Raw genomic sequence first — 14,558 nt, 5'->3', positions numbered from 1 at the left:
GCGGAAACGCGCCATCCATCGCGTAGATTTCCCTTGTGAGCATCACCACGGGCGATGAGACCCCCGCACGGCGCAACGCGTCGCCTGGGCCGGAGAGGGCCGGCGGAGCCAACCTCGCCGACGTCGCGCGCCTGGCCGGCGTCTCGCGCGCCACGGCATCCCGGGTGCTGGCGGGCCGCGCCGCCGGCAAGGCGGCCAGCCATGCGCGAGTGCTGGCAGCGGCCGAGGAGCTCGGGTACGTCGTCAACGGCCTCGCCCGGTCGATGATGGGTGTCGGGATGCGCAGCATCGCCTTCGTGTCCAGCATGATGGTCGGCCCGACGTTCGCCTCGATGGCCGCCGGCGCGGAGGATGTCGCGACCGCCAACGGACATCTGTTCACGATGTGCACCACCGGCGGCGACGTCGAGCGAGAAGCGGCCCTGATCGACACGCTGACCGAACAGCGCGTAGCCGCGGTTCTCCTCGTCGGAGCGACACCGGCCACCGAGAAGTTCGAGCAACGCGCCCAACGCTACGCTGACGCTCTCAGCCGCGTGGGCGCTCAGCTCATCCTCTGCGGCCGTGCAGCGCTGCCCCATCTTCCGCACATCGCGTCCATCGACTACGACCACCGCGGCGGCGTGCACAGCGGAGTCGCGCACCTCGTCGGCCTCGGACACCGACGCATCGCGTTCGTGGGTTCCCTGGACGAGACGACGACGTCCCATCAGCGCTTCCTGGGATACCAGGACGGACTGGCCGAAGCGGGGATCCCCTTCGACGAGGCGCTCAGCATCCCGAGCGGCAACACGTCCGACGAGGCCGCGAGCGCCACCCGCGACTTCGTCGCGACCCATCCGGACGTCACGGCGATCGTCTGCCAGACCGACATCATGGCCGTCGGCGTGTGTCGTGCGCTGCACGAGGCCGGCATCCCCATCCCGCAGCAGGTGTCGGTCGTCGGCTTCGACGACATGCAGCTCGTCGCCGACCTCACTCCGTCGCTCACGACGGTGCGGGCACCGTTCCACGAGGTCGGCGAGCTCGCCGGACGCATCGCGGTCGGGATGCCGTACGACGGACCGATCGTGCTGCCGAGCGAACTGATCGTGCGCGGGTCTTCCGGGCGCGCACGCGGGTAGACCGGAGACGATGATGCGAAGGGCCGACCATGCTCGGCCGGCCCTTCACCGTCAGTACGCTCCCAGATCCACCCAGGGACCGGATGGATCTCCCGGTTTCTGGTTGCGGGTCCACCACTCGGCTCGGAAGGCGTGTCCGTCGTGCGCCACGATCTCGCCGCCGGTGTAGACCCAGGATGCGGTCCAGGCGCGCACCTCCTCGCCGGCGTCGACGACGAGCGTTCCCTGCTCCATCCACGATCCGGTGGCTGTACTTCCCGGCACCTCGCTCCTCGACCACCATTGCGCGACGTAGGTCTTCCCGTCATGCGACACCTGATCGCCGGCGCCGTACGTCGACTCCGCGTCCCAGGCCGGCACCGGCGGGTCGACCGGCACGACGTCACCGAAGAGGTGCAGCTCCGCGACGCCGAGGATCTGGCCGTTCGCGATGCGGACGTAGCGGAACGGAGCATCCGCATCGACCTGCCATTGCTGCCAGTCGAGCGTCTTTGCGGGAGCACGAGGCGTCAGGCGCGTCCACGTCTGCAGGTCGTTCGACCCCTCCAGCCGCATGTCGGCGATCCGCGATGTGCCGTAGCCGTCCTGCCGCACCAGCAGTTCGGCGCCCGTCAGCGAAACGACCTGAGCCGCACCGAAGTCCCACACGTTCCCATAGATTCCCGCGTTCAGTCGGGTATCCGAATGGGTCGCAGGATCGCCGTCCAGCATCCGCGCGGCGTACTGACTCCATGCCGGGTCGGCCTGCCCATCCGGCCGCAGCGACGCGGCCGCACGGAACGCATCGTCGACCTGACCTATGTCGCTCGACAGGTACAGCTCGGATCCGTCGGTGGTCGCGAAGATTCCGTCCGCCGGCCCGCCATCAGAGGTCCGGAAGTGCACAGCGAACGAGACCGCGCCGCCGGTCTCGGCATCTGCGGGGATCGTGGCCGTCGCCAGCCATTCACCGGCGGCAGGCGAGGTCACCTCCGCCGGAACTCCGAGCACCGTCACCGCGACATCGGAGTTCTCGGCGGGGCCAGCCAGGTGCAGCTCCACCTGATCGTCCGCGACGACGCGCCCGGCGACGGCATCCGGTGACGAGATGCTGACGGTGTCCATCGAACCAGCGGCCTCGCTGCGTACACCGTCGATACGGATGTCCGCGATGCTCCACAGGCCGGGATAGCTCGGGTCCGACGGCACCCCGGGCTCATCGACCTGGAACTTCAGGAAGCGGTAGCGCTCGTCGCGCACCTCGGTGCGCACGTCGACCCATTCCATCTCGGCATCCTGTCCTGCGTTCGGATGCTCGGTCAGCAGCGTCCAGCTCGTCCCGTCGTCGGAACCGTAGACGTTCGTCCCCTCCGAACGATTCGCGAAAGTGTCCCTGGCCTGGAACCCGAACCGGTCCGCGCTGACGCGGAACCCGGGTCCGAAGTCGAACGCGATGCTCACGACGCGCTGATCACCCCAATGGGTCTGGTTGTCCCCGTCCGTCAGCGCGATCAGCTGCGCGGTCGTCAGCGGTGGTGCTGTGACCAGCGTCCGATAGTCGAGCGATCCGTCCGACAGTTCTGGACTCAGCGGCACCAGCCCCGCCACGGCATCGCCGAGCCGGTCCAGGAGCGCGGCGAACTGCGGGGCATCCGCGGTGGCCGCCTCCTCGATGGCCTGGTCGCGTGCGGCGCTCAACGACGCCCAGCTCGCCGCCGTGTACTCCGCCTGGTCGCCGACCTGCGCATTCCACGCCTCGATCGCCGCCGCCCTGGTTTCGACGACAGAGATCGCGATCGGCAGGGCGGTGATGGTCGTCCCATCCGACGCTGCCGCGACCATGTTCACTGTGCCGGTCCGCTCCGGCGTCCACGAGATCTCCGCTCCGACGAGTTCAGCGCCCACCGGTGCGTCCTGCAGCGCGAGCGAGACCGTCTCGCCGCCGGCATCCGTCGTCTCGAGCCCCCGCATGAGCGTCTCGCCTGCCACCGCGACGATGTCGAGGGCGGGCGCGTCCGCGAACTCCGGCGGGGTCAGCGTGCCGTTGGCCTGGGCGAGCACGCCCGCGACGTCGACGCGCGCATCCGAGCCGTGCGCTCTGAGGAACACGATGTTGTCGCCCACAGCACCAGGCGTCTTCGCCTGGTCGAGATCGATCCAGACGTATCGCCAGGCGCCATCGGTGTCCGGGACGACCACCTCGGCGAACGGCTCATCCGTCGACGTCCGCGAAGCCTCCAACCGGGCGACGCTGTCGCTGCGGACCCGCACGCCGACCAGAGACCGCGTGCTCCGATCGCCCCAGACGGCACGGCGCACCGCGAGTTGCGCGTCATCCGCGCCGGCGTCCAGGCGGATGTACGCCGCCCCGTCGGCATCCTCCGCGCGTTGCGCTCCTCCTCCCAACGGGATGCCGAACTGCTCGACCGACAGCTCAGCGCTGTCGGCGACCGGCGAGACGGTGTCCTCCGCGTCCGCGAGTTCCTCGGGGAAGGCGACCCAGTACTCGGCTCCGGTGTAGTCCGACCCTCGGTCGTTCCAGAAGTTCTGGATGCCGGTCCCGTAGTGATACAGCGGGCCATCACGCTGCTCGTACAGCTCGGCGACGTGGGGGGCTTCGTTTTCGACATCGACATCCGCGACATAGCGATACTGCAGGTACGTCTCGCTGAGCGGGTCCTGCAGCCGTCCACGGTAGGCCTGGGAGATGGCGCCGCCCTCCGTCGCCGGGACGTACGGCACCTCCTCACCCGTCATGAAGGCATAGAAGGTGTCAGCGCCATCCAGGATGCGGTGATCGAGGAAGTCGTAGGCGGAGACGGCGTCTGCGGCATCCGACACCGTGCCGTGCACGGGATCGAGCTTCGTGCCCTGCGTCTCGACGATACGGGCGAGCGCGACCAGGATGTCGACGTCTCCCTGACCGTGCGCCTGGTCGCGCAGCATCTCCATGTGCTGGATGAAGCTCTCTCCGGTGGGATTCGCCGGATCATCGGCCGGGATCTCGCGGAAGAGCTCGGCGAGGGAGCCGTTCACGTTCCCGCCGTACAGGTCGTGCTCGCTCTCATACCCGGCGTTGACGGTGAACCATTCGACGCGCTCGGCATAGAGGTCGGCATCATCGAGGAAGATCGCGGCCGCGACCATCCCGATGACCCCGTAGAGATGCTGGTTCCACAACCTGTTCTGCGAGTACAGGAAGGTGTCCATCACGGGGCGGACGAGATTGTCCTCGATCCGCTGCTGATCCTCGGCCGTCCACCGCAGGTCGTATCCGTCGAGTTCGGTGTTGACCGGCTCGGTGCCCCGGATCACCTCGGCGGCGATCAGCATGTAGTACAGCGGGACACCCGTGTGGATGTGCGCGTCGCCGAAGTACTCGTACTTCTCCGGGTCCAGGCTGCTCCAGGTCCGCAGGACGTGGAGCGCGTTCGCACGGTATCGCTCATCACCGGTGACGACGTACTCCAGCGCCTGCGCCATCGCGCCGAGGCTGTCCCTCAGGGCGCTGGACCGCATGCCGGCACTGGCGTAGGCGTCGTTCTTCGGCAGATCGGTGCCCGGCTGAGCGTTCTCGGCCCGGAAATCCACGGCCGCGTAGCGCGTCTGCGTCATCGCCTCGTGATAGCTCGACCATGGCTCGACACCGGCGAGCACCTGCGTGCGCATGTTCCCGAGCTGATCGGCGGTGAAGCCGATGCCCGGGTGTGTGAACCCCGCGTCGCTGACGGTCGTGACGATCTCCGGCGGCGCCTCGGCCGCCGTCGCGGGCTGCGTCGCCACCGCAGCTCCGCCGAGGACGATCAGCCCCGCAGTGACGGCGCCGATCACCCGACGTATCGCAGGTCGTTCGTGGATCTTCATCGATCTCTCTCCCTTTTCTTTGCGAGTTCGTGCTCGTTCAGAGCACCGATGTCCGCGATTCAGTCGCATCGAGCACGGTGACGTCTTCTGCGAGCACGGTGCAGTCCTCGATGAGGTACGGGGGTCGCGCATCGGGCTGCCGAGCCTGCAGGAGCACCGCCTCGAGCCGGAGCGCCTCGACGTTGCGCACGTCGACGAACGTCGTCCGACTCCAGGTCGGGAAGTAGTTGGATGATGAGCCGTCGGCACTCTCCCGCAGAGCGTCGACCACTTCCGGATACTCCTCCAGCGGATGCGACGGCACTTGCACCCCGCCCCACGGGACGTAGGTGATGTCGCGCAGCGTGAGGAACCGGATCGGCGCGGTCGGCGCCGCGTCCACTCGGATCCCCGCGAACTCGGCCGTTCCCTGGATGTCATGATCGAATCGCCACTGCTCGTGGGCCATCTCCTCGGAGTCGACCGCGGTCAGACCCGACACCCGGATGTGGGAGAGCTCCCCGATCTCCGGCATGCTCTCCAGCTCCTTGGAGGAGCCGAGGTCGTCGGGCTCGAAACGATTGTTCAAGAGGAACCAGAGCGGGCGGCGGACGTCATGCATGATCAGGTCGCTGATCGCGATGCGGGTGATGACTCCGCCCTCGGTGCACTCGATCTTCACGCCTTCGCGCAGCACGCCCGTCATCGTGATGCCCTGGATCGTGACATCGCTGATCGTGCCGATGGACTTCAGACCGATGCGGATGCCGGCGCAGACCGAACTCAGCTCGCAGTCGCTGATGTGGATGTCGCGCGTGGGGTACTCGCGGCTCGACGACTGCAGGCAGATGTTGTCATCCGTGCCGGTGATGTGGCATCCGCGCACGTAGACGTGCTCACACCCGTCGAAGTTCAGCCCGTCGCCGTTGAGATTCGAATCGTTGTGGATCCGCACGTTCTCGACCCAGATCCAGCGCGAGTCCAGGAACGCCGTCGTCCAGCCCGGAGCGTCGAGAAGCTGGAGGTCGCGCACCCGCACGTGACTCGCCCGGAGCGTGCGCAGCATCATGGCTCGCGGAGGCGGTCCGACCCGCGGGAACGCGGGACCGTTGCCGTTGATCTCGCCCGGCCCGCTCAGCGTGACGTGTTCGACGTCCTCCGCGAACAGCAGACAGCGGTCGAGGTCCGGCTCGTTCCGGTAGCGGTTGTGGTGGACGTTCTCGGGATAGTCCTCGATGTCGGCGCTGGCGAGCAGCCGCGCCGATGCAGCGATGTGCAGTTCGACTCTCGAGCGGAGGAACAGCGTCCCCGTGAGGTAGGTGCCGTGTTCGACCACCACTCGCCCGCCACCGGCGTCCGCGCAGGCGTCCAGCGCCGCCTGCAGCGCTGCGGTGTCCTTCGTCGTGCCGTCGCCCACCGCGCCGTGGTTACGGGGGTCCAAGGTCGATCGCATCATCTGGCTCCTGCTCCGGACTCCCCGTCGACAGCTCGACGAGAAGCACATCTCGAATGGGTGGTTCAGACCTCGCGCTGCATCAGTGTGAGGTCGCCGAAGTCGGCGCTCCAGCCGCGCGAGTCGAGGTCCTCGGCGCGGACGCCGAGGAACAGGCCGGTGAACCGCAGCTTTTCGCCGTGGTCGTCGGACAGCGTCCACGCCGGGAAGACGCCGGGGATCGGATGCTCCTCGCCACCGGCATCGGTCCAGGCGAACGTCAGATCCGGCCCCCGCAGGCGCGCGACCAGGCGCACGGGGCCGTCGGCGAGCGGCACGGCCCCCGACCGAGTGGTGCGCGAACCGTCACGGCATACAACCCGAAGATGCCGCCCGTTCTCGGCGTCCCAGGTGAGCTGCACCTGGATCCATCCGGCCCGGTCGTACCAAGCGATGATCCCTGCGCTTTCCCTGGTCGAGCGCGGCTCGGCATCCACCACCGCCGAGAAGTCGATCTCGTGCTCCTCCGCGCGCGTGAGGATCATCGACTGATCGAACACGGATGCCGTGGAGTGTCCGCCGCGCAGCCGGAGCCACCCCGGCCGTTCGGTGAGCGATCCGGACGCGAGCGGCGCACGCAACGTCGACCACCGGCGCCCGTCGAGCACCGAGCCGCCGAACCGTTCGACCCAGGAGGACTCCCGCGGCGCTCCGGGAGCGACGAAGCCGTGATGGCCGCCGTCGGCCAGCCGCAGCCAGCCGTCGTCGTCGAACACGACGTGCTGAAGGCAGGTCTCCCGGCCGAGAGTGCTGTACCGCTCGCCGAGATGCAGCGTCGGCCGACTGGCCAGATGCACGAGCATCCACTTGCCGTCCGGGGTCTGGATCAGTTCACCGTGGCCGGCCTTCTGCAGCGGGATGCCGGGGGCGTCGCGGCTCGTCAGCACGAACGGCTCGGGGTCGCGTACGTAGGGACCGGTGCGTTCCTGCGAGCGCGCGATCGTGATCGCGTGGTTCCACCCGGTGCCGCCAGCGGCGAGCAGCAGGTAGTACCAGTCGCCGATGCGGTAGAGGTTCGGCCCCTCGACCAGCGTGGGTTCCTGATAGAGCAGCGCAGCGTTTCCCGATGTCCGCCTCTCGTCCGGCAAGTACTCCTCGAGCACGATCCCCCCGAACGATGGGTGCTCCGGCCGCTGGTCCCACTGCACGCCGGTGATCCAGTGCGTGCCGTCCGCGTCGTGGAAGAACGAGAAGTCGAACCCGCGGGAGCCCAGGTGCACCGGCTCGCTCCAGGGGCCGTCGATGCTCTCGGCGGTCACGAGATAGTTGTCGATGTCCTTGTCGTCGCCGTCCATCGTGCGGACGATCGAATATGCGAGCCAGAACTTCCCGTCCGCGTGCGTGAGGCTCGGGGCCCACACGCCTCCCGAATCAGGGATGCCGCGCAGATCGAGATCCAGCGCATGCCCGATGACCGTCCAGGTCTGCAGGTCCTTCGAGTGATGCAATCGAACGGCCGGGTGGTATTCGAACGTGCTCGTGGCGATGTAGTAGTCGTCCCCGACGCGCAGGATCGACGGGTCGGGGTTGAAGCCCCGCAGGATCGGGTTCGGCACGGACGCTGTCATCGCGCGCTCGCGAACCCCGGCACCTGCTCGAAGGCGTGGAACGGCTCGCCCGCGACGTAGCGGGCGACTTCGTCGACGACGTCGCGACCGAGGCGATGCAGTTCGTTGCCGGTGGCACCCGCGATGTGCGGTGTGAGGATCACGTTCGGCAGGCTCCACAGCTCGTCGTCGGCAGGCAGCGGCTCCGGATCCGTCACATCGAGGATGGCGTCGATCCGGCCGGTGCGCACGTGGACGCGCAGCGCCGCATGGTCGATGAGCGACCCCCGGGCCGTGTTGATCAGGACGGCTCCGTCTCGGAGCAGCGCCAGTTCGGGGGAACCGATCATTCGGTCGGTCTCCGCGGATGCCGGCGCATGCAGCGACACGATGTCGGATGCCTTCAGAAGCTCGTCGAGCCCGACCTTCTGCGCACCGAGCGTCGCCACTTCGGTCTCGGACGCATACGGGTCGTAGACGAGCACGCGGACGTCGGTGGGCATCAGCAGCTGCGCGGTTCGCCGACCGATCCGTGAGGCTCCGATGAGGCCGACGGTACGGCCGAAGTTTCCCGTGTCGGCGAGTTCGCGCTCGCGGTCGATGAAGACGCGCCCATCCCGGTAGAGCTGCTCGGCATAGCGCGCCCGCTTACCCGCGAGCACGATCGTGGCCACCGTGTACTCGGCGACGGCCTGCGCGTTGCCCTCGCCGGCGTTCGTGAAGCCGATGCCGCGCCGGGACGCTTCCGCCGTGTCGAGAACAGCAGCGGCCGATCCACCGGCGAAGACCACGGCCCCGAGCCGCGGCATCCGGTCCATCAGGTCGGCATCGATGCGCGGACAGCCCCACCCTGCGAGAAGGATCTCGGCATCGGCGAGCCGCACCAGCGCGTCTGCGCTGGTGAAGTCGGTGAGCACATCGCCGGACAGGTCGACCAGGTCCTCCAATCGCGACCGATGCGGGCCGAACAGGTTGTCCATCAGCGCGGGCGGGTTCATCGCTGCCTCTGCGCGCGGGCGAGCCGTCACGTCGTCATCTCCTCGAGGTTCCATTCATCGCGCCAGACCAGCTCGGCGCGACCGTCTTCGATTCGCAGCGGCAGCCACACGGGCGCCGAGGATGCGAGGTCGTCGCGATCCCACCGGTCGCCGAAGTAGACGTGCCCACCATCCACCGGCAGCACGACGCTGACCTGCGAGTCGAAGGTGCGGCTGCCGGCCGGTGCGAAGTCCTGCCACGTCGACCAGGGCCCTTCGAGCGCCGTCGCCGTGGCGTACTTGTTGTCGTTGAGATCCCACCCGGTCAGATCCGATCCGAAGAGGTAGTAGACGCCGCCGTGCTTGACGAGGGAAGGCGACTCGTACCCGATCTCGGGTCGGTCCTGCTGACGCAGCGTCGCCACGATGGTGTCCACGCCGCAGTAGTCGGTCCGCAGGCGATAGATGTGCAGACCGTTCTCACGGTCTTCGGACAGGAGATAGCCGACGCCGTCCTCCTGGTAGACGCCGATGTCGCGGCTGATATTGCCGAGCGGACGCTCGCTTCCGAGGTACTCGTACGGCCCCTCGGGCCGGTCGGCGACGGCGTATCCGACCTTCGCGTCCGCGTAGTCGGCACTCTCGACGTGCAGGATCAGCACCCATCGTCCGTCCGGCCGTTGCAGGGCCTTCGGACGCTCGATGATGCGGTCCGGTGCGAGGTCGCCGTCGCCGGCGCGCAGCGCGTCGCCGACGAACTCCCAGGTCGCGAGGTCGTCCGAGCGATAGCACGCGACCGCGGTGAACCGATCGCCGGCGGTCTTGTCCTCGCCCCAGACGTACCAGTGCTCGCCGACGCGCTGGATGCCGATGCCGTGGAGCTGGGCGACCCGCCCTCGGTCGTCGATGAAGAGCTCGCCCGTCCGGATGCCGGCGCTCATGCCAGTTCCTCCCGGACACGGAACACACGAGCCCCGACCCCCGCGCTGGTGTCCATGCGGATGCCATCGCTCGCGTGATCGAGGGTCCACGAGGTGTCGCCCTCGGGAAAGAGCTGCACGACGTCGCCGAAGATCCCCGGCAACTCGATGGAGCGGACGTAGCCCGCACGGTCCCAGACGAACAGCAGCGCTTCCGCCCCGCTGCGCAGTCCGAGGCACACGGCATCGTCCTCCCAGCTCGGGAGACCGAGCGGCCAGAACGGCTGCGAATCCGCAAGGCTGGCACGCAGCTGCTTGTGCAGCGCGACGGCCTCGGAGACGAGTTCCCGCTGTGCGTCGCGCAGCTCGCCGAGGAATCCGGAGAGATACAGCCGACCGCTGAGTCCGGTCACGAGCGTGAACGCCGTCTCGGCATCCGTCATCCCGACAGCCGGGTATGCCCAGTTTCCGCACTGCTCGGGCAGGATCGATGCGGGCGCGGATGCCGCGATCGGCGGATAGAAGCGGAAGTCCTGCTGATCGCTGGTGGACTGCACGTGCGTCCGCGACAGGAACGCGTAGTCCGCACGCATCGCGCCCGAGGCGCAGTTCTCGATCAAGAGACCGGGATGCCGCGCCTGCACGTCGTCCAGCCATTCACCGAAGGCTCGGACGTGTCCGAGCAAGCCGTCGCCGGCTGCTGTCGCGAGCCACTCGGTACCTGCGCCGGGGTTGATGTTGTAGTCCAGCTTCAGGAAGCTGACTCCGTAGTCGCTCACGAGACGGTCGACGGTCTCGTCGAGATGGGCGCGCGCCGCCGGGTGACGGAAGTCGAGGTGGTATCGGTCGTGCTCGCGCACCCGGGCGCCGAAGCGACGGAAGAACGCGTCCTCCGGGAGCGTCGAGGCGGCGGCGCTTCGAACCCCGACGACCTCGGGCTCGAGCCAGAGCCCTGATCGCATGCCCGCCAGGTGGATGTCGTCGATGATCCCGCGAAGACCGCGATCGTCGAAGCGGCTCGTCGCCTCCCGCCATTCCCCGACGGTGTCCCACCAGTCGCCGATCTCCGGGTCCGCGAACCATCCGGCATCGATGCAGAACACCTCGGCCCCGGCATCCGCCGCCGCCGAGATCAGGGGGCGCAGCGCCGTAGAGCTCGGCTGCCCCATCAGCGTGTTCATGAAGTCGTTGTAGACGATAGGGAGTGCCGATCCGTCCGGCCGACGGATCGCCCGCCGATGGGTCGTGAGACCGGCGAACGCTGTCTCGATGCCCGCACCGACGGCGAGCGCGACCGGAGCAGTGACGAAGATGTCATCACCGGACAGCGTGTAGGCGAACTGGTGCTCGAGATCCGTCGGACCGAGGAGCGAGACCGTGAGGCCGTCGAGGCCCTGGCTGATGTCGACGTGCCAGCCGGCGCCGCTCTCGATCTGCCAGGCGATGGTGTCGCCGGAACCATCGACGAGCGCGCCGACGGGCAGATGCTCTCCCGTCGGCCACGCGCCGTGGCTGGTGAGGGAAGCGTGCCCTCGCCCGTCCTGCCCGTGGATCGACAGCGAGAGCGGAGGAAGCTCGTCCGTGAGCGGGCGCCGGTGCCAGCGGTTCTCGGCCAGCCATTCGCTGCGCGCGGTCAGCAAGTCGTAGGCCGAGCCCGCGTCGGCGCTCTCGCCAAGGCCGAAGGTGAGCGAGCTGACGGCGGTGACGACGACCGGCTCGGTCGACGCTCGGACGGCGTGCTGCACGCGCAGCGCCGCTCCCGAGAGTGTGAGCGAGCTCGTCACCTCGAGCCCGGTGCGCTCGTCGCGCTGCACGATCGTCACGGCATCGGGACCGACCTCGGTGTCGATGGGCCGCAGCCGCGATCCGACGGCCGAGCGGACGTACGCCTGGCTCGTCCGAGCGCGTTGCTCGGCTGCGGTGAAGATCTCGATGAAGGGCACCGGACGACTGCCGTGCACAGAGACCGTCGCCGGCCCGTCGCCGTTCCACCCGACGACGACGTCCCCGAGCCGGGCCGTCATGCGCCCACCCGCTCGTGCGCACTCGCGAACCCCAGCGTGCGGTTGCAGATGACGGCGCCCACAGCGGCGAGCGCCGGTGCGGAGAACCATGCGACCGCACCCACGACGGGCAGCGTGGTCGCGAAAACCGCGATGCCGGCGATCAGCAGCCAGACCAGCGCGAGATGCGGGCGCAGCAGTGCGATCCGCCCCGCGGCGACGGCGAGCGCGACGCCGCGCAGCTCGGACCCTGCGGCGACCACGAAGATCGAGGAGAGCAGCACGACCACGGCGACGGCGGCCAGGGCGGCACCACCCAGGAGCACTTCGGCGTCCGCACCGAGAAGCGCGACGTCGTAGCCGAGCACGAGGACACCGGCGCCGACGGCGAGTGCCGCCGCCCGGCGGGCGCGCACGGCATCCGCGAACGCCCGCCAGAAGACCCGCCCGGCATGGGCGGTCGCGCCCTGCGTCAGCAGCCGATCGGCGGCGATGACCAGCGCCTGGAGCGCCGGCGCGAGCGGGAGCAGCGACACTGCCCCCAGCCACAGCGCGAGGTGGGTCAGCTGCCACCCCACCAGCGCCTGGAACACCAGCGCCGGCATCAGGCACGCGACGAAGGAGGCAGAAGCGAGGAAGTACTGGAACACCGTCAGCAACAGCGTGGCGATGGCGCCGTCATAGCCGAGCACACGGCCGATCTTCGAGGTCGTCACGGCGCTCATCCCTTCACCGCCCCGACCGACATGCCCTTGATGAAGTAGCGCTGGAAGCCGGCGAAGATCGCGATCGACGGGATGATCGCCAGGATCGCACCGGTGTAGATGAGCTGCCACTGCGAGGTGAGCAGCCCCACCATGCGGTTGATCGCCACGTTGATCGTTCCGGCCGACGACGAGTCGAGGAACACCAGCGGGATGAAGAAGTCGTTCCACAGCCCCAGCGCCTGGATGATCACGAAGGCGCTCGTCACCGGCATCAGCATGGGGAAGACGATGAGCCAGAACGTGCGCAGACGACCGGCGCCGTCGACGTGCGCCGCTTCTTCGACCTCGACCGGGATGCCCTTGATGAAGCTGCAGTACAACAGGATGCCGAAGCTCGCGGCGCCGCCGAGGTGCACGAGGATGACCGCGGTCAGGGTGCTGTACAGGCCCACGTCGTTGAAGCCCTTGACGAGCGGGATCATTCGGACCTGGAACGGGATCATGAGTCCGGCGATGAACAGGACGTACAGGAAGCGTCCGGTCCATCCGCCGACGCGCTCGATGCCGTATGCGGCCATCGGTACGATCGCAACCAGCAGCACTACCGTGCCGACGGTGATGATCAAGGTGTTCAGCAGCGCCTCGGCGTAGTCGGTCTGCTGGAACAGCGCGATGTAGTTGTCGAAGGTGAACTGCGTCGGCAGGCCCATCGGGTCGATCGTGATCTCCGAGTACGACCGGAACGACTGCAGCAGCGCGTAGATGACGGGGGACGCCACGGCGATCACGAGAACCGACAGGACGATCATCACGACGATCTCGCCGATCGTCCATCTCTTCTTCTCGCGCGGCGTCCGCGTCTTCTTCGGCAGCACCTGCGCGCGCGTGGCGTCTGCAGCACTCATGCTTGGATCTCCCTCTTGCGCATGTAGGCGTTCGCACCGACCGTGCTGATGATCACGACGAGGAACAGGACGACCGCAGCAGCCGAACCGAATCCGGCCCGGTACTCGCCGAAGCCGACCTTGTAGATGAAGAACGCCATGGTCTCGCTCACGAAGCCAGGACCGCCCGAGGTCAGCACCATGACCTGATCGAAGATCACCCACCCGGCGATCATCGCCAGCGTCATGTTGACCGTGACGGCGCCGGCGATCATCGGCCACGTGACGTTCCAGAACACCTTCCAGCTGCCGGCCCCATCGATGCGCGCTGCTTCCAGGAGCTCCTGCGGCACCGACTGCAGGTTCGCGAGATAGATCAGTGTGGTGTTGCCGCCGAGAGTGAAGCAGGTGATGAAGAGGATCACCCAGACGACGATGCTGCTGTCACCCAGCCAATCGCGCGCCCAATCGGGCAGCCCGAGGTCTCGCAGCATCGTGTTGACGATGCCGAAGTTGTAGTTGAGCAGGTACTTCCAGATCGTCGCCATGATGAAGGCGCTGACCAGGGCCGGCAGATACACGGCGGTGCGGAACAGCCCCTGGGCGTGATTGAGCTTGTCGAGCATGAGGGCGACGACCAGCGCGATCAGGTTGATGACGAGTGCTGAGCCGAGCCCCAGGATGAGGGTGTTCTTCACCGCGTTCCAGAAGCGGTCGCTGGACAGGATGTCCTCGTAGTTGGCTGTGCCGACGTAGTCGTACGAGTCGCTGATGCCGTCCCAGTTCGTGAAGCTCAGCTGCACGGACTGCAACGACGGGACGATGACCATCAGCAGGTAGATGATGAGCGCGGGCGCGACGAAACCGAGGAGCACGAGTCGCCCCCGCGTCGCGACGCGCAGACCGCGTCGTCGCGATGCCGGTGGCGGCGGTGCATCGGGCGCCCCTTTGAGGGGCTGTTCGCCGGTGAGCAGTGCTGTGGCGCTGACGACGCCGGCACCACCCTCCATCGAGCTCTGATCGCTCATGTGTCCTCCTACGGGCACGGGACGTGGACGGATGTCGGGGGTCCGAGCGGCGAC

At 68.0% G+C, this 14,558-nt stretch carries 10 protein-coding genes; 1 reads left to right on the top strand and 9 read right to left on the bottom strand.

Features of this window, described 5'->3' with window-relative positions; all coding sequences use genetic code 11:
• Window positions 1-35: 35 nt before the first annotated feature.
• Window positions 36-1,124, top strand: a complete 1,089-nt coding sequence (locus M2317_RS04930) for a LacI family DNA-binding transcriptional regulator (protein ID WP_429457880.1) — start codon at window positions 36-38, stop codon at window positions 1,122-1,124.
• A gap of 51 nt (window positions 1,125-1,175) precedes the next feature.
• Here the strand turns inward: M2317_RS04930 and M2317_RS04925 are convergent, their stop codons facing one another.
• From M2317_RS04925 to M2317_RS04885, 9 genes are all read right to left on the bottom strand, one after another.
• Window positions 1,176-4,967 carry a carbohydrate-binding protein gene (locus M2317_RS04925; protein ID WP_429457878.1) on the bottom strand — a complete coding sequence of 1,264 codons (3,792 nt, stop codon included), beginning with the start codon at window positions 4,965-4,967 and terminating at the stop codon, window positions 1,176-1,178.
• 37 nt (window positions 4,968-5,004) lie between these two features.
• Complete coding sequence (locus tag M2317_RS04920) at window positions 5,005-6,402, bottom strand: glycoside hydrolase family 28 protein (RefSeq protein ID WP_429457876.1); 1,398 nt, start codon at window positions 6,400-6,402, stop codon at window positions 5,005-5,007.
• A gap of 62 nt (window positions 6,403-6,464) precedes the next feature.
• A complete protein-coding gene (locus tag M2317_RS04915; protein WP_429457875.1) occupies window positions 6,465-8,006 on the bottom strand; it encodes a glycoside hydrolase family 43 protein in 1,542 nt (513 codons plus the stop codon).
• A complete protein-coding gene (locus M2317_RS04910) occupies window positions 8,003-9,013 on the bottom strand; it encodes a hydroxyacid dehydrogenase (protein ID WP_429457873.1) in 1,011 nt (336 codons plus the stop codon). Before M2317_RS04910 ends, M2317_RS04915 begins: the two co-directional genes overlap by 4 nt.
• Window positions 9,010-9,903, bottom strand: a complete 894-nt coding sequence (locus tag M2317_RS04905) for a family 43 glycosylhydrolase (RefSeq protein ID WP_429457871.1) — start codon at window positions 9,901-9,903, stop codon at window positions 9,010-9,012. The genes M2317_RS04910 and M2317_RS04905 overlap by 4 nt, the downstream gene beginning before the upstream one ends.
• The gene (locus M2317_RS04900) at window positions 9,900-11,906 is read right to left on the bottom strand and encodes a glycoside hydrolase family 36 protein (RefSeq protein ID WP_429457869.1); all 2,007 of its coding nucleotides are present in this window, start codon (window positions 11,904-11,906) and stop codon (window positions 9,900-9,902) included. The genes M2317_RS04905 and M2317_RS04900 overlap by 4 nt, the downstream gene beginning before the upstream one ends.
• Window positions 11,903-12,610, bottom strand: a complete 708-nt coding sequence (locus tag M2317_RS04895) for a hypothetical protein (RefSeq protein WP_429457868.1) — start codon at window positions 12,608-12,610, stop codon at window positions 11,903-11,905. The genes M2317_RS04900 and M2317_RS04895 overlap by 4 nt, the downstream gene beginning before the upstream one ends.
• The gene (locus M2317_RS04890; RefSeq protein WP_429457866.1) at window positions 12,607-13,497 is read right to left on the bottom strand and encodes a carbohydrate ABC transporter permease; all 891 of its coding nucleotides are present in this window, start codon (window positions 13,495-13,497) and stop codon (window positions 12,607-12,609) included. The genes M2317_RS04895 and M2317_RS04890 overlap by 4 nt, the downstream gene beginning before the upstream one ends.
• The gene (locus M2317_RS04885) at window positions 13,494-14,504 is read right to left on the bottom strand and encodes a carbohydrate ABC transporter permease (RefSeq protein ID WP_429457864.1); all 1,011 of its coding nucleotides are present in this window, start codon (window positions 14,502-14,504) and stop codon (window positions 13,494-13,496) included. The genes M2317_RS04890 and M2317_RS04885 overlap by 4 nt, the downstream gene beginning before the upstream one ends.
• Window positions 14,505-14,558 lie beyond the last annotated feature (54 nt).

The sequence above is a fragment of the Microbacterium sp. ZKA21 genome (assembly GCF_050434165.1).
In the GTDB taxonomy this organism is placed as follows: domain Bacteria; phylum Actinomycetota; class Actinomycetes; order Actinomycetales; family Microbacteriaceae; genus Microbacterium.
The sequence above is the reverse complement of the archived record's forward strand: the minus strand, read 5'-3'. Positions and strand labels throughout refer to the sequence as shown.